Source organism: Thioclava sp. IC9, assembly GCF_002213225.1.
GTDB classification, from domain to species: domain Bacteria; phylum Pseudomonadota; class Alphaproteobacteria; order Rhodobacterales; family Rhodobacteraceae; genus Thioclava; species Thioclava nitratireducens.
On the sequence record NZ_NBNX01000007.1, the window covers coordinates 105,489 to 127,586 of the forward strand.

The 22,098-nt window shown below is 62.5% G+C and carries 24 protein-coding genes; 12 read left to right on the plus strand and 12 right to left on the minus strand.

The window, feature by feature from the left end:
- Nucleotides 1-2 precede the first annotated feature (2 nt).
- Nucleotides 3-824 carry an LOG family protein gene (locus B6V76_RS16965; protein WP_075776792.1) on the plus strand — a complete coding sequence of 274 codons (822 nt, stop codon included), beginning with the start codon at nucleotides 3-5 and terminating at the stop codon, nucleotides 822-824.
- A gap of 9 nt (nucleotides 825-833) precedes the next feature.
- Here the strand turns inward: B6V76_RS16965 and B6V76_RS16970 are convergent, their stop codons facing one another.
- From B6V76_RS16970 to B6V76_RS16985, 4 genes are all read right to left on the minus strand, one after another.
- Nucleotides 834-1,544, minus strand: coding sequence for a gamma-glutamyl-gamma-aminobutyrate hydrolase family protein (locus B6V76_RS16970; RefSeq protein WP_088728000.1), 711 nt, complete (start codon nucleotides 1,542-1,544; stop codon nucleotides 834-836).
- Nucleotides 1,541-2,500: an amidoligase family protein gene (locus tag B6V76_RS16975; RefSeq protein WP_088728001.1), complete on the minus strand. Its 960-nt coding sequence runs from the start codon at nucleotides 2,498-2,500 to the stop codon at nucleotides 1,541-1,543. The genes B6V76_RS16970 and B6V76_RS16975 overlap by 4 nt, the downstream gene beginning before the upstream one ends.
- A 58-nt stretch (nucleotides 2,501-2,558) precedes the next feature.
- A complete protein-coding gene (gene rlmN / locus B6V76_RS16980) occupies nucleotides 2,559-3,740 on the minus strand; it encodes a 23S rRNA (adenine(2503)-C(2))-methyltransferase RlmN (RefSeq protein WP_088728002.1) in 1,182 nt (393 codons plus the stop codon).
- Nucleotides 3,741-3,873: 133 nt separating this feature from the next.
- Nucleotides 3,874-4,389, minus strand: a complete 516-nt coding sequence (locus B6V76_RS16985) for an invasion associated locus B family protein (protein ID WP_075776885.1) — start codon at nucleotides 4,387-4,389, stop codon at nucleotides 3,874-3,876.
- Nucleotides 4,390-4,555: 166 nt separating this feature from the next.
- Here B6V76_RS16985 and B6V76_RS16990 point away from each other — a divergent pair, with 166 nt between their 5' ends.
- Nucleotides 4,556-5,548 carry an asparaginase gene (locus tag B6V76_RS16990; RefSeq protein WP_088728003.1) on the plus strand — a complete coding sequence of 331 codons (993 nt, stop codon included), beginning with the start codon at nucleotides 4,556-4,558 and terminating at the stop codon, nucleotides 5,546-5,548.
- 3 nt (nucleotides 5,549-5,551) lie between these two features.
- Here the strand turns inward: B6V76_RS16990 and B6V76_RS16995 are convergent, their stop codons facing one another.
- The 6 genes from B6V76_RS16995 to B6V76_RS17020 all read right to left on the minus strand — a co-directional run bounded on the left by B6V76_RS16995 (nucleotide 5,552) and on the right by B6V76_RS17020 (nucleotide 9,280).
- On the minus strand, nucleotides 5,552-6,370 hold the full coding sequence (locus B6V76_RS16995; RefSeq protein ID WP_088728004.1) for a DUF1217 domain-containing protein: 819 nt from the start codon (nucleotides 6,368-6,370) through the stop codon (nucleotides 5,552-5,554).
- On the minus strand, nucleotides 6,367-6,771 hold the full coding sequence (gene flbT / locus B6V76_RS17000) for a flagellar biosynthesis repressor FlbT (RefSeq protein ID WP_075776786.1): 405 nt from the start codon (nucleotides 6,769-6,771) through the stop codon (nucleotides 6,367-6,369). The genes B6V76_RS16995 and flbT overlap by 4 nt, the downstream gene beginning before the upstream one ends.
- Complete coding sequence (gene flaF, locus B6V76_RS17005) at nucleotides 6,768-7,142, minus strand: flagellar biosynthesis regulator FlaF (RefSeq protein ID WP_077701342.1); 375 nt, start codon at nucleotides 7,140-7,142, stop codon at nucleotides 6,768-6,770. The genes flbT and flaF overlap by 4 nt, the downstream gene beginning before the upstream one ends.
- An 87-nt stretch (nucleotides 7,143-7,229) precedes the next feature.
- On the minus strand, nucleotides 7,230-8,471 hold the full coding sequence (locus B6V76_RS17010; protein WP_075776784.1) for a flagellin: 1,242 nt from the start codon (nucleotides 8,469-8,471) through the stop codon (nucleotides 7,230-7,232).
- Between the two features lie 208 nt (nucleotides 8,472-8,679).
- Nucleotides 8,680-9,018 carry a flagellar export chaperone FlgN gene (locus B6V76_RS17015; RefSeq protein WP_075776783.1) on the minus strand — a complete coding sequence of 113 codons (339 nt, stop codon included), beginning with the start codon at nucleotides 9,016-9,018 and terminating at the stop codon, nucleotides 8,680-8,682.
- On the minus strand, nucleotides 9,011-9,280 hold the full coding sequence (locus B6V76_RS17020; RefSeq protein WP_206184230.1) for a rod-binding protein: 270 nt from the start codon (nucleotides 9,278-9,280) through the stop codon (nucleotides 9,011-9,013). The genes B6V76_RS17015 and B6V76_RS17020 overlap by 8 nt, the downstream gene beginning before the upstream one ends.
- Before the next feature lie 1,333 nt (nucleotides 9,281-10,613).
- On the opposite strand from B6V76_RS17020, the gene B6V76_RS20015 reads away from it, so the two are divergent.
- Both B6V76_RS20015 and B6V76_RS17030 read left to right on the plus strand, forming a co-directional pair.
- A complete protein-coding gene (locus tag B6V76_RS20015) occupies nucleotides 10,614-11,504 on the plus strand; it encodes a flagellar hook-length control protein FliK (protein WP_166504622.1) in 891 nt (296 codons plus the stop codon).
- Between the two features lie 9 nt (nucleotides 11,505-11,513).
- Nucleotides 11,514-12,197: a flagellar hook capping FlgD N-terminal domain-containing protein gene (locus B6V76_RS17030; RefSeq protein ID WP_088728007.1), complete on the plus strand. Its 684-nt coding sequence runs from the start codon at nucleotides 11,514-11,516 to the stop codon at nucleotides 12,195-12,197.
- On the opposite strand, the gene ubiB is transcribed toward B6V76_RS17030, so the two are convergent.
- Together ubiB and ubiE are read right to left on the minus strand one after the other, a co-directional pair.
- Nucleotides 12,194-13,723 carry a 2-polyprenylphenol 6-hydroxylase gene (gene ubiB, locus B6V76_RS17035; RefSeq protein WP_088723400.1) on the minus strand — a complete coding sequence of 510 codons (1,530 nt, stop codon included), beginning with the start codon at nucleotides 13,721-13,723 and terminating at the stop codon, nucleotides 12,194-12,196. The genes B6V76_RS17030 and ubiB overlap by 4 nt on opposite strands.
- A 3-nt stretch (nucleotides 13,724-13,726) precedes the next feature.
- Complete coding sequence (gene ubiE, locus B6V76_RS17040) at nucleotides 13,727-14,479, minus strand: bifunctional demethylmenaquinone methyltransferase/2-methoxy-6-polyprenyl-1,4-benzoquinol methylase UbiE (RefSeq protein WP_075776778.1); 753 nt, start codon at nucleotides 14,477-14,479, stop codon at nucleotides 13,727-13,729.
- Nucleotides 14,480-14,555: 76 nt separating this feature from the next.
- Between ubiE and mutM the strand changes: the two genes are divergently transcribed.
- From mutM to B6V76_RS17080, 8 genes are all read left to right on the plus strand, one after another.
- Nucleotides 14,556-15,401, plus strand: a complete 846-nt coding sequence (mutM, locus tag B6V76_RS17045) for a bifunctional DNA-formamidopyrimidine glycosylase/DNA-(apurinic or apyrimidinic site) lyase (RefSeq protein WP_075776777.1) — start codon at nucleotides 14,556-14,558, stop codon at nucleotides 15,399-15,401.
- An 87-nt stretch (nucleotides 15,402-15,488) separates the two neighbouring features.
- A complete protein-coding gene (locus B6V76_RS17050; protein WP_088728008.1) occupies nucleotides 15,489-16,265 on the plus strand; it encodes an enoyl-CoA hydratase in 777 nt (258 codons plus the stop codon).
- A gap of 209 nt (nucleotides 16,266-16,474) precedes the next feature.
- Nucleotides 16,475-16,741, plus strand: a complete 267-nt coding sequence (rpsT, locus tag B6V76_RS17055; protein ID WP_075776775.1) for a 30S ribosomal protein S20 — start codon at nucleotides 16,475-16,477, stop codon at nucleotides 16,739-16,741.
- A gap of 499 nt (nucleotides 16,742-17,240) precedes the next feature.
- Complete coding sequence (gene dnaA, locus B6V76_RS17060) at nucleotides 17,241-18,635, plus strand: chromosomal replication initiator protein DnaA (RefSeq protein ID WP_088728016.1); 1,395 nt, start codon at nucleotides 17,241-17,243, stop codon at nucleotides 18,633-18,635.
- Nucleotides 18,636-18,749: 114 nt separating this feature from the next.
- Nucleotides 18,750-19,868 (plus strand): DNA polymerase III subunit beta, encoded by a 1,119-nt coding sequence (dnaN, locus tag B6V76_RS17065; protein WP_078521612.1) that lies wholly within the window; start codon nucleotides 18,750-18,752, stop codon nucleotides 19,866-19,868.
- A 52-nt stretch (nucleotides 19,869-19,920) separates the two neighbouring features.
- Nucleotides 19,921-20,979, plus strand: coding sequence for a DNA replication/repair protein RecF (gene recF / locus B6V76_RS17070; protein WP_088728009.1), 1,059 nt, complete (start codon nucleotides 19,921-19,923; stop codon nucleotides 20,977-20,979).
- Nucleotides 20,976-21,404: a VOC family protein gene (locus tag B6V76_RS17075; RefSeq protein WP_075776772.1), complete on the plus strand. Its 429-nt coding sequence runs from the start codon at nucleotides 20,976-20,978 to the stop codon at nucleotides 21,402-21,404. The genes recF and B6V76_RS17075 overlap by 4 nt, the downstream gene beginning before the upstream one ends.
- Entirely contained in the window at nucleotides 21,401-22,021 is a 621-nt protein-coding gene (locus B6V76_RS17080; RefSeq protein ID WP_075776771.1) for a LysE family translocator, read from the plus strand. The genes B6V76_RS17075 and B6V76_RS17080 overlap by 4 nt, the downstream gene beginning before the upstream one ends.
- Nucleotides 22,022-22,098: the final 77 nt, after the last annotated feature.

A 22,098-nucleotide genomic window follows, 5' to 3' on the forward strand; every position in this document is an offset into this window, starting at 1 on the left:
CTATGAAGGACGACACGACGCATTCGTTCCGCCACTCGCGGGAAGACGCGCAGACCGCAAAGAACATTCCCGACACGCCACAGACCCGCGCGCCCGCCTATCGGCTGGCCTATACGGACGTGGATTTCATGCTGCGCGACGAACTGCGCCCGGTTCGGCTGCAGCTCGAATTGCTCAAGCCGCAACTGATCATGGACGAGCGCGGCATCGAGTCGACCATCGTCATGTTCGGCGGCGCACGCATCCCTGCCCCCGAAAACAAGGCGAGCGCCAAGACCGAATATCTCGCGGAACTGTCGGGTTACTACGAGGAGGCCCGCAGCTTCGCCCGCGCGATGACGGAGCGTTCGATGCAGGAATATGGCCGGGAGAACGTGATCTGCACCGGCGGTGGCCCCGGGGTGATGGAGGCTGGCAACCGCGGCGCGCATGAAGCGGGCGGACAGTCCATCGGTCTCAATATCGTGCTGCCGCACGAGCAGGCGCCGAACGAATTCGTGACGCCCGATCTGACGTTCAACTTCCACTATTTCGCGATCCGGAAGATGCATTTCCTGATGCGCGCCCGCGCGGTCTGCGTTTTCCCCGGCGGCTTCGGCACGCTCGACGAGATGTTCGAGGCGCTGACGCTGATCCAGACGGGGCGGATGTCGAAGATCCCCTTCATCCTGTTCGGGCGAAAATTCTGGGAAGAGATCATCAACTGGGATCGTCTGGCCGAGGCCGGGACGATCTCGCCCGAAGATCTCGAGCTCGTCAGCTTCGTAGAGACCGCAAAAGACGCAGTCGCGATCATCGACGGCTGGGATTACGACAACTGCTGAGGCGTGGGCTCAGACCTTCGCCTCGGCGCTGACCTCGGGAAGCTGCGCGCGATGTTCGACACCGGCGCGCGCGGCCGCCACCAGCGCCCGAAACAGCGCCCGTTGCCGGTGCGCATAGGTCAGGTATTCCGGGTGCCACTGAACGCCGAGGGCGAAAGGTTCCTCGATCCGCTCCACCGCCTGCACCATGCCCGAGCCGTCGCGCGCCGCGACCCGTAGGCCGTCGCCCAACCGATCCACCGCCTGACTGTGGAGCGCGTTGACCCGCATCGGCTCCAGGCCGGCCAGCGCACCGAGGCGGGTGCCGGGTTCGATCCGCACATCCTTTTTCGGCAAGAGCGTCGTGTGTTTGCGCGCGTTGTAATGGTCGTAGGCGTCCTGATGCAGATCACCGCCGAGCGCCACGTTGATCATCTGTGCGCCGCGGCAGATCCCCAGCACCGGCTTTCCCTGCGCCATCGCCTCCTCGACCAGACATTTCTCCAACTCGTCGCGCGCCGGATCGAGGACCGCGCTCGCGATCAGATCGCCGCCATACAGCTCTGGAGAGATGTCGTCGCCCCCGCCCACGATGACGCCATCGACATGGCGCACCTCGGCGCGTTTGCCTGCTACCCAGCGCACCGAATGCCCGCCCGCAAGCCAGACACCGAAGGCGATGAAAGGATAGACCCGCCACCCGGTGCGACGCGAGGTCGATATGCCGATCAGAGGCTTCATTTATGCCCGGCAAGCCTCAGAATTTTCTCGCAGGTTTCGAGCCATTTCCCACCCAGCAGATGAAATTCGGTTTTCGCCGTCAACCATTCGCGACACATCAGACCCAGCAGTTCAGGGTCTGCCGCGAGCGTCTCCACGAACCACCAACGCTTCCATTCGTTATCGAGCGACCATGTCTCATCGTCGATGCGGCAATCGGGCAGCCGGAAATGGAAGGCGGGACGCGGCGAAACGGTGCCACCCTTCCCTTCTTCCGGCGCGATCAGGTCGGGTCGCAGTTCGCAGAAGATCGGAAGCATGTCGAGCCCGTGGTTCCGCGACAGCGTGTGCTTGCGATAAGCCAGGATCACCGCGTCGAGCGCGGCATCCGGGCCGAGCCGCGCCAAATCTTCGATCAGCTTCTTGGGGTAAGGGGCGGTGAAGGGCAGCACTTCGCGGGTCGCCTCGATCGGCCATGTCTCCCGCATCCACTCCTCGATCAGCGCGAAGGCCAGTAGAGGGCGGACGATGTCCTCTGCGTTGCTGGACGCGATCTCCGGGTTTAGGTGAAGCCCGAAACCATAAAGCAGCGACCGACCGGTTCCTTGCGCGCCCTCGCTGCGCAGCAAGTCAAGGAAATCAGATAGCTGCAGGAGCCCTTCGCGGTCCAGCGGATCGGTCACGATCTCGACCGGAATGACCTCGCGCCCGATGCGTAGACCAAGCTCTTTGAGCGTCCCACCGGCTTGTTTGCGCAGCGAGATATCGAGATAGACCTGCAGATCGCCGAGCTTCGTACCGGTGACTTCCCAGTCCTGACCGTCGCTGCGCTGCGCCTCGCCCCCCAAGGCCCGCGCAGCGATCTGCGCGATGCGCGCCTCGGTCAGCCCCGCGAACTCGATCTCCACGCCGGTGCGGCGCGGTTTTCCCTCGGCATTGCAGGGCTTTGGCAGCGGGGCGATGGCCTCTCGCGTCATGACGTCTCCGGAAACTAGCCACACCCAGCGTCAATGCGGACCCGGCGAAGCGGGTTCCTTAAAGACCCGCCTCCGCCTGAATTTGCGCCCGCGACTTGCGCGCCCGCTCGGTCGCCGATTTCAGCTGACCGCAGGCGGCCATGATGTCCTCGCCGCGCGGCGTACGGATCGGCGAGGCATAGCCCGCTTTGTAGATGATGTCGGCGAAGCTCTCGATCCGCTCCCAGTCGCTGCGCTCGTAGGGCGCGCCCGGCCATTCGTTGAACGGGATCAGGTTGATCTTCGCGGGGATGCCGCGGATCAGCTTCACCAGGCGCCGCGCGTCCTCGTCGCTATCGTTCACCCCCTTGAGCATCACGTATTCGAACGTGATCCGCTCGGAGTTCGACAGGCGCGGATATTCCCTCAGCGCGTTCAGCAGCGTCTCGATATTCCAGCGCTTGTTGATCGGCACCAGCTTATCGCGCACTTCGTCGGTCGTGGCGTGGAAGGACACCGCCAACAGACAGCCGATCTCCTCGGCGGTCTTCGCGATCTCCGGCACCACGCCCGAAGTCGAGAGCGTGATCCGGCGGCGGCTGAGGCTCAGCCCCTCGCCATCCATCACGACCTTCATCGCGTCGCGGACATTCTCGAAGTTGTAAAGCGGCTCGCCCATGCCCATCAGAACGACGTTCGACACCAAACGGGTCTCGTTCTTCGGGCTGTTCTTCTCGGGCCATTCGCCCAGATCGTCGCGTGCGAGCATGACCTGGCCGACGATCTCGCCGGGCGTCAGGTTGCGCACGAGTTTCTGCGTGCCGGTGTGGCAGAACGAACAGGTCAGCGTGCAGCCCACCTGGCTCGAGATGCACAGCGTGCCGCGGCTTTCCTCGGGGATGTAGACCGCCTCGACTTCGTGGCCGCCCGCGATCCTCAGAAGGTATTTCCGCGTGCCGTCCTCGGAGACCTGCTTCGAGACGATCTCGGGCAGGGTAATCTCGAACGTCTCGGCCAGCATCGCCCGGTAATCCTTGGCGAGGTTGGTCATCGCCGCGAAATCGCGCACACCCCAGTAATAGATCCACTGCCAGATCTGGCCGACGCGCATCTTAGCCTGCTTCTCGGGCGTGCCCGCCTCGATCAGCGCCGCGCGCAGCTGGTCACGGGTGAGGCCGATGAGATTCACCTTGCCGCCTTCGGGCAGCTTGCGCGGGATCGTGTGCACGTCTTGCGTGATCGGAGCCTGAGACTGGGTCATCGCATGTTTCCTTGAAATGAGGCGCCTCATATAGGGGATTCGCCCCTGCATTAACAGGGGGCGTCGCGCTTTTGGCTCGAACGCGAAAACCCCGGCGCATGGCCGGGGCTCCAATGTCAGGCGCGAGGGTCGCTTACTTGCAGCGCTGCTCGGCTTCATCGGTCGCGGCGGTGAAGCCCATCAGCGAGAACGTGTCCTCGGTCTGGGTGCCGCGGCTCGAACGACCGGTCAGTTTCACGTCTGCGCCAGCCTTGAGGGCGGCGATGATCTTCGCGTCCTCTTCCGGCGATCCGGCCCAAGCGCCGCCACCGTCGGTGAAGAGGGTGTATTTCTGCCCCCCGACTTCCAGATCGACGGTCGAGCCATCCGCGAAAGGATAGCCGCCCATGAAGGAAATCTCGGGCGCCTTACCCGGACGATAGGTCACGAAGAGCAGGATATCCCCGCGGTTCACCTGTACGACCTTCCCAGCCTTGGTGTTGACCGTTTTCTTCGGCTTCGACACGCCCCAACATTCTTTCGGATCGTTATCGACGAAGACGCTCCAATCGGTATTCGCAGCGACGCGGTTGGTGCTTTCCTGCGCAATTGCGCCGTGCCCCGCCCCGATCATGAGCGCGGCGACCGCCGCGATCCGCAGACCCTTCATCATCATGCTTACAGCCTCCAGCTGTCACGTTGCCTCTGCATCGCCCGGGCTGGTCACCCTGTTTTCGGTGGCGGATGCGTTTTCCTCTCGATAACACTCATTTAACCCTAAAAAGCCTAGGGGGAAAACCCCGCGACGGCGAGATTTCGCGCATAGGAGGCAGGCGATGACGGCACCCGAGGCAATGATTGAGCTATGGCGCGGAGGGATGTGTGAATCCGTCCATCATGGCCATGCAGTGATCTTCGGCCCCGAGGGCATCGAAGCGGCTTGGGGCGATCCCGAAACAGTAATTTTTCCGAGATCGTCCGTGAAGATGATTCAGGCTTTGCCGCTGCTGGAAAGCGGGGCGGCGGAGGCGGCTGGCCTGACCACTTCCCAGTTGGCCCTGTCCTGCGCGAGCCATTCCGGCGCTCGCATGCACCGCGCCGCAGTCGAAGACTGGCTCGCGACGCTCGGGATGAAGGACGATGATCTGCGCTGCGGGGCCCATCTGCCGCGCGACAAGGCCGAGAAGAAACATCTGATCTGCGCGGACGACGCGCCTTGCCAAGCACACAACAATTGCTCGGGCAAACATGCCGGCTTCCTGACGCTGAACCGGCATCTGAGCGGCGGGCCGGACTATATCGATATCGATCACCCGGTGCAGCGCGCCGTGAAATCCGCCTTTGAAGAGGTGACCGAAGAGAGCTCTCCGCGCTATGGGATCGACGGATGCTCGGCCCCGAATTTCGCGACCAGCCTCGCTGGCCTCGCGCGTGCGATGCAATTCTTCGCGTCGGCGAAACCGGACGGCGATCTGCGGGCGCGCGCTGCCGCCCGACTGGTCGACGCGATGATGGAGTATCCTGAAATGGTCGCGGGCGAAGGGCGCGCCTGCACCGAAATCATGCGCGAGGCGAACGGGCGTGTCGCCGTCAAAACCGGTGCGGAAGGCGTCTACGTCGCCATGCTTCCGGATCAGAAGCGCGGCGTCGCCCTGAAAATCACTGATGGCGCAACCCGGGCCTCGGAAGCGGCGATAATCGCGCTGCTGATCCGCCTTGGTGCGCTCGATGCCAACGCGCCCGTGGTGCATCGCAGATTGACCGGGCCAATCACCAATTGGCGCGGCCTGAAAACGGGCGAGCTGCGCCGTGCAGCGCAGTTCCCCTAAAGCCTAGAGTCGAAGGGACAGGCCCTGCGTCCCTGTGTTCCGCAACAGGCTGAGCGCGACATTCTGCGGAGAGACGCTGGCCATGTTCGAAAGCCGCGCGCGCAGTAGATAGTCCCGCGTCAGGGCAGCCAGCTTCTCCGGCGCGGCGAGTTCAGCCGGATCGGAGGTGCCGTAGACGCGTTGCGCCTTGGACATGTAGATGTCGCGCTGCTGCTCGACATCCAAAGCGCCGACACTCGGCGGCAGGTTGAGCGCGGTCTGGAAGACCCGGCTCAAAGCGGGCGATCCGATAATCGTGTACCATTTCGCAGGCTCGGACATGTCCCTTGCCGCGAGTGCGGGCAGATCACGCTGAAGGGACATCGCCATGCGCATGTCGTTGTCGACCCCGCCGACCGCGACTTCGAATTCCCGGCTCTCGAATTGGTTCAGGATCTCATCCGCGAATGTTGAGAGCTTGGTGCGCGGAATAGCGAAATCTCCAAAACCGAATGCCTTGGTCAGTGCGAGATAGCTTTTATCCGACAGCTTATTGGCAAGCGCCGTGCGATCCAAAGACCCCTCTTCGAGTACTTTGCGGATGAAGTACTTGTTGTCGAGATCCGCATCGAGACCGAACGCGCCCAGCGCCACGCTCAAAAGGCGCCGGTCATCGACCAGTTCCTGTGCCGCATCGATGCTTCCGATCGTCTCACGGAAATAGCGATCAAGACGCTGGTTTTCCGACGACGCCGCGAAAGCCGCCTTCTGCGTTTCCATCGTGCGCGAGAGAAACCGCCACCCCGCGAACCCGGAAAAGGGAATAACGGGTTGATAAGTCATGACGCGCCCGCGGCGAGGAGACGTTCCTCCCGTGGGAGAAGCGTCCGTAGCGCCTTCAGCGCTTGGTAATGCTGGTTCTCGATCACGGCGAGCGTGGCCGCATTCAGCTGCGCCCGGCTATCGTGATCCTTGAGAACTTGGCTGAGTTGTTCGATCCCCCGAAGCAACTGCATCCTTGCCTCTTCGGGGTCGGTGTCCCCCGACAGCACGAGCTGCGCGATATAGCACACGCGCCGGACAGGCGTGTTCACCTCTTCCGGATGGATCGCGTCGCGCAGCCGCAGGATATTTGCGTTCGGCGTCATGATCGCGAGCCGCGATCGGCGATCTCCGTTTTCGATAACCGCGCCATTAATCAGCACTCTCTCCTTTGGGGCGAGTTTAAGCACGAGGCCGCTCATTGTTTGATCCCTTCTTGCCGCAACCCGCGCATGATTGCGGTGTTCACGTCGATCAAAACATCGACCGAACGCTTTTCCGAAAGGACGAGACGGCTATGCGCCTGCGTGAACTCGTTTAGAAAGAAAATGCGCGCGCGGAGGTCCTGCGGCAAGCCATTCTCGGGATCCGCCACATCCGCCGCGAGCGCGGTCCAGAGGCGGCGGTTTTCGAAGATCGCTTCTGCCAGCGCGGCAAAGGGCACGTCCTGCGAAGACACCTGTTTAAGGCGACGCGTGATGCGGGCAAATAGCTCGAATTCGAGACCGCGCGGTGTGCGCATCGGCTGGCTCGGATTGGAATAGGCCGTTTTGGCCAAAGTCGTCGCGTACACGGGAAATCCTTCCGGTGACTGAAACTGATCATGTGCGGAGGGCATGAGGGAAGCGGGGGCGCCGGATCAGGCGCCCCTACCCGAACTTTAACGGAACAGCGAAAGGATGTTCTGGGGCTGCTGATTGGCGATCGAGAGCGCCTGGATACCTAGCTGTTGCTGAGTTTGCAGAGCCTGAAGCCGTGCCGAGGCCTCTTCCATATCCGCGTCTACCATCGACCCGATACCGGCCTTGAGCGAGTCGCTGAGGCTGGAGATAAAGTCGGCTTGCGTGCCGATCCGGCCCTCGACCGAACCGAAGGAAGAAGCCGCATCGGTTGCCGTCTGGATCAGCGTCTCGATATTGGTGAGCGCAGCGGTCGCCCCCGCGTCAGTGGTCACGTCGATCGATGCGACCGCGGCGAGACCGCCCGAGCCCGCATTGAGGAATTGCGACACGATCGTCAGATCGCCGGCCAGATCGGCGCCGCCATCATTCTTGAAGGTCAGGGTCGAGTCGCTGGTGGTGCTCACACCGGCGGTGAAGTCGACTTGCAGGTTGGCGATGCCCAGCGCGTCGATCGCCGATTTCAGTCCAGCGGCGATCAAGTCGGTGCGTGCAGTGCCGGTCTGCGCCGCATCCGCTTCGGAGAGCGTGTAGCTGACCGTTTGATCTCCGAGGCTGACCTTCACGCTATCGCCCGCGGCCCAGGTAACCGTGTCATCGAGAAAGACTTTGACTCCCGTCGTATCAGCCTTGGCGAGAGTCGTGGCGGCGGTATCCTTATCGGTAGACACCCCGGCCGAACCGGTGAAGGCCGCTTTCGCAGAGTAACTGCCGACAGAGAGGTTTTGGGCGGTGACGTCGATATGGCTCGCGGAAACGGTGCCGTCCGAGGCGCGGTCGAGCGACGACAGCACTTTAACGGTCGCAGCCGAGGAGCCATCGACCAGGTTCAGGCCATTGAACTGCGCCGCCCCGACGACCGACGTCAGTTGCTCCTGAAGTGCGTCGATATCCGTCTGAATCTTGTCGCGGTCGACATTCGACTCCTGTGCCGCGACGATCTTGCTTTTCATATCGGTCAGCAGGTCAGTCACGGTTTCGGCGGCCTTACGGGCCACCGCGACAGTCGATTCCCCCAGCGCGAGGCTATCCGAAATGCCAGAGAAGCTTTTTACGTCGGACTCCATGACCTTCGAAATCGCCCATACGGCCGCGTTGTCTTTCGCCGAGCCGACCGATTTGCCGGTCGAGATTTCAGATTGGGTGGTGGCGAGGCCGGAATTGATCCCTTTCAGGGTCTGCAGCGCGATCATGGCGCCGGTATTCGTCAGAATGCTGGACATGATTTATCCTTTTAATGTCGACGCTTTGCGTCACTCGGTTGCAAAGCCGCGTGTTCGACGCGGCGCTCATGGCTTTCTGACCAATGCGCCTCGTGAGCTTTGAAGCGCGCCATCGCTTGGATGCGGCGCCACAATGGCCGAGCAAAGGCTAACAACCTGCTAAATCCTGTCCCTAAACTCTTGAGAAATGTCTTTCATGATTAACAGCTTATGCACGCCGCTCGAAATCCGCACTACCGCGGCGAATAGGCTGCGGACGCCCTTCTCGGTCATAGGAATCGAAGCCTTTCGCCGCCGCCACAATTACCTCGAGACGGGCCTGCGCAGCGCGCACTCCTTCCAGAGCAGAGGCCAGCAGCACCTGATTCTCGCGAGCAAGCGCCTGAATCTGCTCGACCCTGCCGCGATCAGGCTTCGTCAGCGCGGCCATCGCGCGCTCCTTTCGGTCGCTCAAGGCAATGAGGTCGGAGAACTCCGCCGACCGGATTGCTTCTCGTTCGAGGCGCAGTAGCGAGATGAGCTCTTCCGCGGCATTCGTTTCAGGCATCCTGTCCTCCGTTCTTGAGCGATTCGAAGATGACTTCGGCAAGGCCGATCCCCCCTGCGTCGACCATGGCCTTCGACTGTTCGACTCTTAAGAAAGATGCGAATTGCGCTTCCCCGATGCCGCCGCCGAAAGCGCCGTCGTCAGCCTGCAGTCCGGCCTCTTTCAACATTTCCGAAAGGAAACCAGCTTCGAACGCCTTGGCTTTCGCGAAAAGTTTGGCGTCTTGCGGCGAAAGGACCGGGGCACGCGGCCCTGGTGACATGGTCGGGCGAAGCATCGAACTCTCCAATTGCGGATAATTTTCTGCACTCTGCCAGTCGGGCGTAAAGAATCGGTAAGTTCCTGGCGCGATAGTGGTTTCGACACAGACAGAGGTCGTGAGGACCATGATTCCCTTTCCGATGCCAGAAATGCCGAAAGGCTTGGGCAGCCAAATCAACTCAGCGACCGTCAATACCGGGGCGGATGAAGCGCCGAGCGGGGATTTCGCGCTCGTGGCCGAGGCAGCGGCGCCTACTACCGACGAAGCTCGTAATACGGACGCGGCCGCATCAAAGGAGAGCGGCGCAGGATCAGAGGACGATCAGTCCGCGCATGAGGAGAGAGAGGGTGCCGTTCTCCGCGCATCGGTTTCAAATGACTTGTCTGAGGTCATCGTGCTGCTTGGACGGCAGAAATCCCATCGCCAACTGCAGTCTGCTTCCACGGTCGAACGAAACCAGGTCAAAGGGACCGATATCGTGAAGCCCACGGAGAAGAACGTTGCCGCGAGAGACGGCGACGCGCGCCCTCGAGGGAGAGAGAACGGCGCCGAGACAGACAAGTCCAGCGAAACGCACCCGACAAAAGCCGCAGCAAAAGTCGCTGAGACTACCTCCGTCAACGTGATGACTTCTGCTCCAGTTTCGAGCGGAATCACGATGCAACCACATATCGAGCCCCAAAGAAACGACTCCAGACAGGATGGACTGGCACCACGATCACTGTCGAACCGGGAGCCACTCGCGGTGCCGAGCGACGCGCGAGAACAAAGAACCACCAATCCCGGGCAAACATCTGCGGTGTCCTTGCCGGCAAGAACCGGTGCGTCTGCTTCCGATAGTGTGGTCGTTCACAGTGCCGAGCATGCCCCGAAAACAACCTTCGACGTGAACGAGTCGCTCGCCCCGGCCCCCGAGAATGAGCAGCCAGTAGCTGAGCATGTTGCATCAAAGCGTCACAGGAAAAGGGACACGGGAGGCACAAAGCCTCTCCGTTCCCGTGCCTCGCCGGAAACTTTGCCCGCGGAGACCGAGGAGACGGCGCGGTCCGCGCACGCGCCTCCTGCAGAAGCCGGGACTCAGGCGCCATCTCTATCCGCAGAATCGTTTTTTCAGGGGCGGAGTAACACCGCAGCGAAAGCGAACGGGGAAGCGATCCGGGCTGTAATCCGCCATGGGCCAGAGGCAGCGCCGGCGCAAGCATCCCCGAACAGAGGCGACCACGAAGCCGCGACGCCGGTTTTCACGTCAAAACCGGCCACAAGCACCGAGGCAGCCGACGCTATGCCTCCAAGCGCGGGAGCTGCGGGGATCACAGTGCGGCGGAGCGCATCCTTGGAAACGGTCGAAACGGTCGCCGTGTCCGCAAAAGTAGTGCAGAGCGGGAAAGCATCAGACCCTCACTACGCTTTGGCGGCCAAAGCTCCGCCAGTCGACGCAGAAATTGCGCGGGCCTCTACCCGCTGGCAGCCGCCGCCACAACCACAGTTCAACACCGCGCGCCTTTTCAGCACATCAAGCGATACGTCCAAGAATGACAAAGCCGAGGCGCGCGAACCCTCGGTCCGGGTGGATCGTGATATTCTACCCATGGACGTTGCGGCCCATGCCCCGACTGCTCGCATGAGCCATGCTCAGGCTATCTATCTGGGGACAGCTGCGCTTCGGGCGGCGCAGGGGGACACGGAGAGGTCCCAGTTGCCCAGAGCGCGGTTCAGTACGGCTGAGACGCCCGAAACCTCAGCCGCGCACAGCGCACCACTGGCTGCGGGGACAGGCGGGGCGGCGCCGACAAGTTCAGCGCCGCAGCCCGCCCCGGCTTCTATCGCGCAGTCAATAGCGCATCAAATTGGTATTTCACTGCAGCGGATGCCCGATCGGCCAGTGGAAATTGCGCTTTCGCCGAAAGAATTGGGCCACGTGCGCATGATCCTCCATGCAAGCCAGCATGGCATGACGGTCGCGATACAGGCCGATCGCGCCGAAACACTCGACCTCATGCGCCGCCATATCGATACTTTCGCGCGCGAAATACACGACTTGGGTTACGGCACGCTCGATTTTCAGTTCAGCCAGCGCGAGGAGCGCCCCCAGCGGCGGCCCGATATATTCGACAGGTCAGGTACTGGCCCGGGCGTCGCCCACATTGAGACGCCGATTGACCCCAATCCGCGCCCCGCCACCCGCCTAGCCCCACACAAAGGCGGGCTCGACCTGCGCATGTAGGAGATCATCATGACCACCACCACTTCCCCCGTAACCCCGACGAACCCCAACGTCGCCGCCACGGCCGCAGCGAACAGTGGCGATTCAAAAGCCCCCTCGGCGCTCAGTTCGGATTTCGAAACCTTCCTGACGATGCTCACCGCCCAGATGAAAAATCAGGATCCGCTCAATCCGATCGAAAGCGCCGATTTCGCGGTGCAACTCGCGACATTCTCCAGCGTCGAGCAACAGGTAAAGACCAACGATCTGCTGATCGCTCTGTCAGGCCAGATTGGACTTGGCGGTTTGAGCGAACTGGCGAGCTGGGTTGGAATGCAGGCCCGCGCGGAGGCACCGAGTTACTTCGACGGCTCGACGCCGATCGACCTTGCGCCCGCGGCGCAATCGGGGGCCGACGCAGCCGTTCTGGTGATCACGGATTCGACCGAGGAACAGGTCGCGAAGAAGCTGATTTCGCCTGCGCTCGAAAGCTATGCGTGGGACGGAACCAACGAGGCCGGCCAATCGCTAGGGGCTGGGCAATACCGCTTCTCGCTGCAAAGCTACGCGGCGGGCAATCTGATCGGCACCGATCCGGTCGCGGCCTATAGCCGGGTGGTCGAGGTGCAAGCAGGCGCTAACGGCGCGATGTTGACGCTCGAAGGCGGGGCCAAAGTTCCCGCCGATACGGTCAGCGCGCTGCGGGAGGGTTAAAGCAGCTCGCCCAGGACGACGCCAAGCAGCAGAAGGGCCGTCCCGGCTGAGATCAGTGCCGCGTAGCGCCAGCGGGTCACCGTCACCGGGGGCGGTGTCGGTTCGGTCTGCTTGCGGATCGCCGCCTTCACGAGGTCAGGAAGTTGCGGCCCGAAGCGACCCAGAACCTGCACCGTCTTGCGCAGATCATTCGCGATGGCACGCGGACCGAGGCTTTCGCGAATGTATTTCTCCACGACCGGCTTCGCGACTTCCCACATGTTGATGGACGGGTGGAGCGAACGCGCCACGCCTTCAACAACGACCATCGTGCGCTGCAGCAGGATCAACTGCGTCTGGGTCTGCATCCCGAAGCGCTCCGTCACCTCGAAGAGATAGGCCAAAAGCCGCGCCATCGAGATATGGGCGGCGTCCATCCCGAAGATCGGCTCGCCCACGGCGCGCAGCGCCAGAGCGAACTCGTCGACATCGCGATCGGCGGGGACGTAACCAGCCTCGAAATGCACCTCGGCCACACGCTTGTAGTCGCGCTGGATGAAGCCCATGAGTATCTCGGCATAGACCCGGCGGGTATATTCGTCGATCTGCCCCATGATCCCGAAATCATAGGCGAGGATATCCCCGTTCCCAGCCACCTTGAGATTGCCATGATGCATGTCGGCATGGAAAAACCCGTCGCGCAGCGCATGGCTAAGGAACAGCTGCAACACGCGCTCGCCGATGGCGGCCACGTCATGTCCCGCATCGCGCAGCCCCGTCGGGTCGCCCATCGGCAGACCTTCCGCCCAGTCAAGCACCATCACCCGCTTGGCCGAGAGGTTCCAGACCGGCTGTGGCACTAGGAAGCCCGCATCACCTACGGTATTGGCGCCGAATTGCGAAGCCGAAGCCGCCTCCAGACGCAGATCCAACTCGCCCAGAACCACGGATTCGAAATGTTTGATTACCTCGCTCGGGCGCAAGCGCCGCGACGCGGGCGAAATCCGCTCGATCATCGCGGCGGCGAAATGGAAGGCGTCGAGATCGCGACGGAAAGCGCGCTCGATCCCCGGGCGCAATACCTTCACCGCGACCCGTTCACCCGTGTCCGCACGGCGCGCGGAATGGACCTGCGCGATCGAAGCGGCGGCGACGGGCTCGGAAAACTCGATGAACAGCTGATCGGCGGGCGCGCCCAGTTCGTCTTCGACCATACGCTTGGCGATAGAGGTCTCGAAGGGCGGCAGCTTGTCCTGCAGCACGCGCAGCTGATCGGCCAATTCGGCGCCGACCACGTCCGGCCGCGTCGAGAGGACCTGACCGAACTTGATATAGGCCGGGCCCAGCGCGGTGATCGCGCGCGTGACTGGCGGTAGCTCCGGATCGCCCTTGTAGCCAAGCCACGCGAAGGGCGCGCTGATCGCATAGGCCACGGCGCGCAGCCGCGGCGGCGCATCCATCGCCTCAAGCGCCTGATGCATCGCGCCCGTTCGGATGAAGGTCGCACCCGTCCGGATCAGGCGCCAGATGTTGTGGGGTCCACGCATCGGTTAAAGTTTCCAGCCCGAGTGCAGCGCCGCGATTCCCATCGACAGATTTCGGTAGGAGACATTGTCGAACCCGGCTTCACGGATCATCTGCGCGAAGGTCTCCTGCGAGGGGAACTTGCGGATCGATTCCACCAGGTACTGGTAGCTGTCGCGGTCATTTGCGACGATTTCGCCCATCTTCGGGATCACGTTGAAGGAGTAGAGATCATAGGCCTTCTGCATCAGTTCATTCGGGATCTGACTGAATTCGAGCACCATGATCCGTCCACCAGGCTTGAGCACCCGATAGGCCTCCGAGAGCGCATCCGCGATCCGCGTCACGTTCCGGATGCCAAAAGAGATCGTGTAGACGTCGAAGGAATTATCCGCGAAGGGCAGCGCCATCGCGTCGCCGACCACCCAGTCGAGACTGTCGGCCATGCTTTCGGCCTCGGCGCGCTTGCGGCCCTCGATCAGCATCGATTCGGTCATGTCACAGACCGTCGCGTGGCCCGAGCCTGCGCGTTTCAAGAAGCGGAAGGACACGTCGCCGGTCCCGCCCGCCACGTCGAGCAACTTTTGACCCGGTCGCGGCGCGAGCCAATCCATCATCGCGTCCTTCCAGACGCGGTGGATGCCCATGCTCATCAGGTCGTTCATGATGTCGTATTTCGATGCCACTCGCGAAAACACGCCGTGAACCATGCCTGCCTTGGCATCTTCGTCCACGGTCTGAAAACCGAAATGCGTGGTCTTTGATTGCTCTGCGCTCATGGGCCCTTGCCGATCCTCATTTCACCCCCTTCTTATAGGGGCCCTTTGCCCCAAGACAATGCGATGAGGAGGAACTATGCCCGAATTGCCCGAGGTCGAGACGGTTCGTCGCGGGTTGGTCCCGGCCATGGAAGGCCATCGGATCGAACGTGCCGAAGTCAATCGGCCCGACCTGCGCTGGCCCCTGCCCGAGCGGATGGCCGAGCGGTTGCAGGGGGCTCGCGTGGACCGTCTGCGGCGACGGTCGAAATACATCCTCGCGGATCTCGACAGCGGAGAAAGCCTGCTGATCCACCTCGGGATGTCGGGCCGCATGCTGGTCTCGGGCGTGGCGCTTGGCGAGTTTCACCTCGAACATCCCGCGCCTGCGAAACACGATCACGTTGTTTTGCACATGGCGGGTGGCGGACGTGTGACCTTCAATGACGCGCGTCGCTTCGGGGCGATGGATCTGGTGCTGACCGAGCGCGAGCAGGCGCATTGGCTTTTGGCGGGCCTGGGCCCCGAGCCCTTCGGTAACGACTTCCACGAAGACTATCTGGTCGAGGCGCTCAAACGCCGCGCGACCCCGATCAAGTCTGCCCTGCTCGACCAGCATGTCGTGGCGGGTCTGGGCAACATCTATGTCTGCGAGGTGCTGCACCGGGCAGGTATCGACCCGCGCCGTCAGGCGAAGCGGATTTCGAACGCACGCATCGCCTCGCTGGTACCGATCATCCGCGAGGTGCTGACCGAGGCGATCTCGGCGGGAGGGTCGTCTCTGCGCGACCATCGGCAAGCGGATGGGGAACTGGGATATTTCCAGCACAGCTTCCATGTCTACGACCGCGAGGACGCGCCCTGTAGCACTTGCGGCACGCCGATCCGGCGCATCGTTCAATCCGGACGATCCACCTTTTTCTGCCCGGCCTGCCAGAAATGACGCAGCGCTCCGGCCTCACAAGACGCTTGATCTGATTTGACGCTCTGCTAGGAGTCCCGTTCAGAGACAAGGAAAGGCAAGACCGAAATGGCCTACCAGACCCTGATCGTCGAGATCGAGGATTACGTTGCCCTGATCCGGCTCAACCGCCCCGACGCACTGAACGCCCTGAACTCCCAATTGCTGGGGGAACTGGCCGAGGCGCTGAAATCGGCGGAAGAGAATGACAAGGTGCGTTGCATCGTCATCACCGGTTCGGAAAAGGCCTTCGCGGCTGGCGCAGACATCAAGGAAATGTCGGAAAAGAGCTTCGTGGACATGTTCACGAGCGACTTCTTCGGCAAGGAAGCGGATGCCATCAACCGCATCCGCAAACCGATCATCGCTGCAGTGGCGGGCTACGCGCTCGGCGGCGGTTGCGAATTGGCGATGATGTGCGATTTCATCATCTGCGCGGAGAACGCCAAGTTCGGCCAGCCCGAGATCAATCTCGGCGTGATCGCCGGGATCGGCGGCACCCAGCGCCTGACGCGCTTCGTGGGCAAGTCCAAGGCGATGGACATGCACCTCACGGGCCGCTTCATGGATGCCGGCGAGGCCGAACGGTCGGGACTTGTCAGCCGGGTCGTCCCGAATGCCAAGTTGATCCCCGAGACGATGTCTGCGGCGCAGAAGATCGCCGAGAAGTCGATGCTTGCGACTCGCGCCGCGAAAGAAGCGGTGAACCGCTCCTACGAGACGACGATGAACGAAGGCATCCTGTTCGAGCGTCGTCTGTTCCACGGGCTCTTCGCCACCGACGACCAGAAAGAGGGCATGGCTGCCTTCCTCGAAAAGCGCGAGCCTCAATTCCGCGACAAGTGAGCCCTTTCGGGCCGCTCGCACGACACCAGATGGCGGGGCTTCGGCCCCGCTTTTCATTATTCCCTTTCCCTTTTGCGCAATTTGCCTTATGAGGCCGCCTCACATGCGCGTGGAGCCCGCTTAGGCTAGAATCATCTAGGTTCGCTGGAGCCCGGGGTCTGTCGTGCGATTGAAAGATTTGAACAGACCCGGAAAGTGGGAAGATACACATGGCTAACACGCCCCAGTCCAAGAAACGCGCCCGTCAGAACGAGCGCCGCCAAGACGTCAACAAAGCTCGTCGTTCGCGCATCCGTACCTTCATCCGCAAGGTCGAAGAAGCGATCGCTTCGGGCGACTACGAAGCGGCAACAAACGCTCTGCGCGCTGCCCAGCCCGAGCTGGCTCGCGGCGTCACCAAGGGCGTTCTGCACAAGAACACCGCATCGCGCAAAGTCTCGCGCCTTGCGTCGCGCGTGAAGGCTCTCAACGCCTGATCTGCGCCCCGAGGTCGAGCCGACTCCGGAATACGCTGGATTCCTTGAGAAAAAACGCGTCCGCCTATTTGGTGGGCGCGTTTTTTCTTGGACAATCAGTGCCTTGACACGAAACTGTTGCAGTTTTGCGCAGCCCCCTCAGATTCGTTTCGGGGAATCTCACGTCAAGCGCAAAGGTCGGTTGCCTGCTGGCTCGCCAGCTTGCTAGCTTCTACCTGCGATTCACGTCGCCTTGGGGGACATGACGCATTTATCTGGCCGTCGGGGGCAAATAAGTCTGCCACGACAAATGAAAAAGCCTGTTGGCGACCAGCGAAATGCGATTCCGATTCTCGAGGGGGTCCAACTCCTCACTTTCGGCAACTCTGCCTGAAACCGGGTTTCAATCCCGGCAGGTAGGTCGTGTCTGTTTGTAATCGAGGCCGAGCTGCCAGCCGGGCTTGCCGCAATCCCAAGGGACGAAGACGCAACTTATTTGTGTTTGGCGATGGGCGGAAAAATGACGGACGAAACTTGGGGGCAGGTCTGCAATGAGCTTCAAAAAGCTGTTGGGCAAAACAACTACACGACCTGGATCGCTCCGCTTGAGCTGATCGACCTCGAGGACGGCATCGCCTCATTCCAAGCACCGACGAAATTCATGTGCGACTGGGTCTCGCGCAACTTTGCGGAACCGATCCTGAGCGAACTGCGTCGGGCGGGCATCTCTGCAGAGCGCGTCGACATCTCGGTCCCGTCCCGTCGTCCGATGAACGGCACGGCGAATGGCGCGACCCGCCCTGCGGTTCCGGCCCCTGCCCCGGCTCCCGCTGCAGCCGCCAAGCTCCGCAAGACCCCGCGTCCCGACGAGCCGCTTCCCGGCGCGCCGCTAGATTCGCGCTTCACCTTCGACAGCTTCGTCGTCGGCAAGCCGAACGAACTGGCCCATGCCGCCGCCAAGCGCGTTGCCGAAGGCGGCCCGGTCACGTTCAACCCGCTGTTCCTCTATGGCGGCGTCGGGCTTGGTAAGACTCACCTGATGCATGCGATCGCGCATGACCTGCAGCATCAGCGTCCGGATCTGCGCGTGCTCTACCTTTCGGCCGAGCAGTTCATGTATCGCTTCGTGCAGGCGCTGCGCGAAAAGCAGATCATGGACTTCAAGGAGATGTTCCGCTCGATCGACGTTCTGATGGTCGACGATGTGCAGTTCATCGCCGGGAAAGATTCCACGCAGGAAGAGTTCTTCCACACGTTCAACGCGCTCGTGGATCAGGGCAAACAGATCGTCATTTCGGCGGATCGTGCCCCGGGCGAGATCAAGGACCTCGAAGAGCGCATCAAGTCGCGCCTGTCCTGCGGTCTCGTCGTCGACCTGCACCCGACCGATTACGAACTGCGCCTCGGTATTCTTCAGACCAAGACCGAAGCCTACAAGGTTCAGTATCCCGACCTGCAGATCGCCCCCGGCGTTCTGGAATTCGTGGCACACCGGATCACCTCGAACGTGCGTATCCTCGAAGGCGCGCTGACCCGCCTCTTCGCCTATGCCTCGCTGATCGGGCGCGAGATCACGATGGATCTGGCGCAGGAATGCCTCAAGGACCAGCTGCGTCAGTCCGAGCGCAAGGTCACCGTCGAAGAAATCCAGCGCAAGGTGGCGGAGCATTACAACGTCCGTCTCTCCGATCTCGTGGGGCCCAAGCGCCTGCGCGCCATCGCTCGTCCGCGCCAGGTGGCGATGTTCCTCGCGAAATCGCTGACCACCCGCTCGCTTCCCGATATCGGGCGCCGCTTCGGCGGGCGCGATCACACCACGATCATGCACGGCATCCGCAAGATCGAGGAACTGCGCGGCACGGATTCGCAGCTCGCCGAAGATATCGAGTTGCTCCGCCGCCTCCTTGAAAGCTGATCTGGCCCGCTGGGCTTGACGCTCCGGACAAAGCGACCGAATGTCTGCGAAAACCGTTGTGCCGGTGGCGCGAGGTGCTACCTTGCCAGCCCCGGAAAGTCGTGAGGGATCGACATGAAATTCAGCATCGAACGCGCCGCGCTGCTCAAGGCCGTCTCGCAAGCGCAATCCGTTGTGGAACGCCGCAACACGATCCCGATCCTTGCTAACGTGCTGATCGAAGCCGAAGGCGACACTGTCCAGTTCCGCGCGACCGACCTCGATATCGAGGTGGTCGACAAGGCGCCCGCGCAGGTCGAACAGGCCGGGGCCACGACGGTCTCGGCGGTCATGCTGCATGAAATCGTGCGCAAACTGCCCGATGGCGCGCTGGTCTCGATCTCGGACGACCCGGCTGCCGGGCGTCTGAACGTGCAGGCCGGTCGGTCGAGCTTCAACCTCGCCACGCTGCCGAAGGAAGACTTCCCGGTGATGGCTTCTTCGGAATACACCGCGAATTTCACGGCCAAGGCCGGGGTGCTCAAGCGCCTGTTCGACAAGTCGAAATTCGCGATCTCGACTGAAGAGACCCGCTATTACCTCAACGGCGTCTACATGCATATCGCGACCGGCGAAGACGGTCAGGTGCTGCGCTGCGTCGCCACCGACGGTCACCGTCTGGCGCGTATCGATTCCGGCCTGCCCGAAGGCGCCTCGGGTATGCCCGGCGTGATCGTGCCCCGCAAAACGGTGAACGAGCTGCGCAAGCTGCTGGAGGACGACGATCAGGAAATCGCGGTCTCGGTCTCGGAAACCAAGGTCCGTTTCGCGACCCCGGTGATCACGCTGACCTCGAAGGTCATCGACGGCACCTTCCCCGATTACACCCGCGTCATCCCGACCGGGAACACCCGCCAGCTGGAAGTCGACGCATCGGAATTCGCAAAAGCGGTGGACCGTGTGGCGACCGTCTCGTCGGAGCGGTCGCGCGCGGTGAAACTGGCTCTGGAAGCCGACAAGCTGGTACTTTCGGTCAACGCACCCGATGCCGGTGCCGCGGAAGAAGAGCTGGTCGTGGCCTATGCCGACGAGCCGCTGGAGATCGGTTTCAACGCGAAATACCTGCTCGAGATCGCGAGCCAGGTCGATCGCGAAAATGCCGTCTTCCTGTTCAATTCCTCGGGCGATCCGACCCTGATGCGCGAAGGTGGCGACACTTCGGCGGTCTATGTGGTCATGCCGATGCGCGTGTGAGGCCTGACGGAAGCCTCCGGCGGGGATATTTCCATCGAGAAGAAGAGGCGCGATGCTGCGTGAACTGAAGATATTGCAGTTCCGCTCGCATCGTCGTGCCGAAATCGCTTTCGACGGGCGGCCCGTGGCAATCTACGGGCCCAACGGCGCGGGCAAGACGAATATCCTCGAGGCGGTGTCGCTGCTCTCACCCGGGCGTGGGCTGCGCCGGGCGCAGGCCGACGAGTTGATGCGCCGCGCCGAAGCCGTTGGCTGGAAGCTGCGCGCCGTCACCGACACCCATGAGATCGAGACCTCCGCCCTGCCCGGCGAGTCCCGCCGGGTCGAGATCGATGGCAAAGCCGCGCCGCAGGTGGCACTGGCGCAGATTCTGCGGGTGCTGTGGCTGGTGCCCTCGATGGACCGGCTCTGGATCGAAGGGGCCGAAGGGCGCAGGCGGTTTCTCGACCGGATGGTGATGAGCTTCACCCCCGCCCATGCCGAGGTCACGCTGGCCTATGAAAAGGCGATGCGCGAGCGGAACCGCTTGCTCAAGGACATGGTCCGCGATCCGAACTGGTATCACGCGCTGGAGGCACAGATGGCCGAGGCGGGCGCTGCGATCCGGGCGAACCGGGCCGAAGCCCTCACGCGGATCATGCAGGCGCAGGCGGATGCGGCGACGGCGTTTCCAGCAGCGCATCTGGTCCTCGAGAACGAAGGCCCCGGGGATCTGGCCGCAGCCCTCGACGCCAATCGCCCGCGCGACATGTCAGCGGGCCGCACGCTGGAGGGGCCGCACCGGGCCGATCTGCTCGCCACATATGTCGAGAAAGATGCCCCCGCCGCGCAATGCTCTACCGGGGAGCAGAAGGCGCTGCTGATCTCGCTGATCCTCGCCAATGCGCGGGCGCTTGCGGGCGAGGATGTGGTGCTTTTGCTCGACGAGGTCGCCGCCCATCTGGACTCCGGCCGGCGCGCGGCGCTTTATGACGAAATCTGCGCGATGGGCGCGCAGGTGTTGATGACCGGCACGGGAGCTGAGCTGTTCGAAGCGCTCGGGGACCGGGGGCAATATCTCGAAGTGGTCGAGGGGCCGCAGGGCTCTGAGGTGAGGGAGGCTATGCCGTGAGCTATCCGCAGCAACGTGTGACGCTGATCACGCTGGGCGTGGCCGATCTCGACCAGTCGAAGCGCTTCTACGCAGCGCTCGGCTGGCAGCCCCATGCCGAGCAGGAGGACGTCGCCTTCTACCAGTTGCACGGGATGGCGCTGAGCCTGTTCTCCTTGCCGGCGCTGGCCGCCGATCAGGGCCTTACCCGCGCAAGGCTGGGCACAGGTGCGATGACGCTGGCGCAGAACTTCGACAGCCCCGAAGACGTGGATGCCGCTTTTGCTGCCGCCCTCAAGGCAGGCGCAACCGAATTGAAAGCCCCCGAGAAGACTTTCTGGGGCGGCTATGCGGGCTATTACGCCGATCCCGACCACCATGTATGGGAACTTGCCCATAATCCCTTCTGGCCGCTGGCCGACGACGGAAGCCTTACCCTCCCATGACCCTCACCTTATCGCAGATCGCGCTCTACACCGGCGCGCTTCTGGTTCTCTTCCTCACCCCCGGGCCGGTCTGGCTCGCCCTTCTCGCTCGCGCGATGGCCGGCGGGTTCGCCTCTGCATGGCCGCTCGCGCTTGGCGTGACGGTGGGCGACATGGTCTGGCCCGCACTCGCAATCTTGGGCGTATCGTGGCTGGTCGGCGAATTCAGCTGGTTCCTCGATGCGCTGCGCTGGGTGGCGGTCGCGATGTTCGTGGGGATGGGGGCGCTCCTGATCCGCCATGCCGAACATCAGATCAGCTCCGACAGCCGCCTGACGCGCCCGGGCATGTGGGCGGGCTTCGTCGCCGGGCTCATCGTGATCATCGGCAACCCCAAGGCGATCCTGTTCTACATGGGCATCCTGCCGGGCTTCTTTCCGATCGCCACGATGACCTGGATCGACATCGCCACGGTCAGTCTGATCTCGGCTATCGTACCGCTGACCGGCAACCTTATCCTCGCCGCCTTCGTGGGCCGCATCCGCGCCTTTGTACAAAGCCGCGGCAAGCTCGCAAAGCTCAACCGGATCGCGGGTGGGCTGATGATCCTCGTCGGCCTTCTTATCGCCGTGACGTGACCCCCTAAATCTTGTGTCTGACGCGTGACATTCCCGGGCCCAGCCGATATAAAACCGGCAACAGATAAAGGACGGGC

What these genes read in the sequence shown, in the direction of transcription:
- rlmN (WP_088728002.1), bottom strand. Translation starts at nt 3,740, where the DNA reads ATGACCCAGTCTCAGGCTCCGATCACGCAAGACGTGCACACGATCCCG.
- B6V76_RS16965 (WP_075776792.1), top strand. Translation starts at nt 3, where the DNA reads ATGAAGGACGACACGACGCATTCGTTCCGCCACTCGCGGGAAGACGCG.
- B6V76_RS16970 (WP_088728000.1), bottom strand. Translation starts at nt 1,544, where the DNA reads ATGAAGCCTCTGATCGGCATATCGACCTCGCGTCGCACCGGGTGGCGG.
- B6V76_RS16975 (WP_088728001.1), bottom strand. Translation starts at nt 2,500, where the DNA reads ATGACGCGAGAGGCCATCGCCCCGCTGCCAAAGCCCTGCAATGCCGAG.
- B6V76_RS16995 (WP_088728004.1), bottom strand. Translation starts at nt 6,370, where the DNA reads ATGACTTATCAACCCGTTATTCCCTTTTCCGGGTTCGCGGGGTGGCGG.
- dnaA (WP_088728016.1), top strand. Translation starts at nt 17,241, where the DNA reads ATGACGGACGAAACTTGGGGGCAGGTCTGCAATGAGCTTCAAAAAGCT.
- B6V76_RS17020 (WP_206184230.1), bottom strand. Translation starts at nt 9,280, where the DNA reads ATGTCACCAGGGCCGCGTGCCCCGGTCCTTTCGCCGCAAGACGCCAAA.
- B6V76_RS17080 (WP_075776771.1), top strand. Translation starts at nt 21,401, where the DNA reads ATGACCCTCACCTTATCGCAGATCGCGCTCTACACCGGCGCGCTTCTG.
- mutM (WP_075776777.1), top strand. Translation starts at nt 14,556, where the DNA reads ATGCCCGAATTGCCCGAGGTCGAGACGGTTCGTCGCGGGTTGGTCCCG.
- ubiE (WP_075776778.1), bottom strand. Translation starts at nt 14,479, where the DNA reads ATGAGCGCAGAGCAATCAAAGACCACGCATTTCGGTTTTCAGACCGTG.
- rpsT (WP_075776775.1), top strand. Translation starts at nt 16,475, where the DNA reads ATGGCTAACACGCCCCAGTCCAAGAAACGCGCCCGTCAGAACGAGCGC.
- B6V76_RS17050 (WP_088728008.1), top strand. Translation starts at nt 15,489, where the DNA reads ATGGCCTACCAGACCCTGATCGTCGAGATCGAGGATTACGTTGCCCTG.
- B6V76_RS17015 (WP_075776783.1), bottom strand. Translation starts at nt 9,018, where the DNA reads ATGCCTGAAACGAATGCCGCGGAAGAGCTCATCTCGCTACTGCGCCTC.
- recF (WP_088728009.1), top strand. Translation starts at nt 19,921, where the DNA reads ATGCTGCGTGAACTGAAGATATTGCAGTTCCGCTCGCATCGTCGTGCC.
- B6V76_RS16985 (WP_075776885.1), bottom strand. Translation starts at nt 4,389, where the DNA reads ATGAAGGGTCTGCGGATCGCGGCGGTCGCCGCGCTCATGATCGGGGCG.
- dnaN (WP_078521612.1), top strand. Translation starts at nt 18,750, where the DNA reads ATGAAATTCAGCATCGAACGCGCCGCGCTGCTCAAGGCCGTCTCGCAA.
- B6V76_RS17030 (WP_088728007.1), top strand. Translation starts at nt 11,514, where the DNA reads ATGACCACCACCACTTCCCCCGTAACCCCGACGAACCCCAACGTCGCC.
- B6V76_RS16990 (WP_088728003.1), top strand. Translation starts at nt 4,556, where the DNA reads ATGACGGCACCCGAGGCAATGATTGAGCTATGGCGCGGAGGGATGTGT.
- B6V76_RS17010 (WP_075776784.1), bottom strand. Translation starts at nt 8,471, where the DNA reads ATGTCCAGCATTCTGACGAATACCGGCGCCATGATCGCGCTGCAGACC.
- flbT (WP_075776786.1), bottom strand. Translation starts at nt 6,771, where the DNA reads ATGAGCGGCCTCGTGCTTAAACTCGCCCCAAAGGAGAGAGTGCTGATT.
- ubiB (WP_088723400.1), bottom strand. Translation starts at nt 13,723, where the DNA reads ATGCGTGGACCCCACAACATCTGGCGCCTGATCCGGACGGGTGCGACC.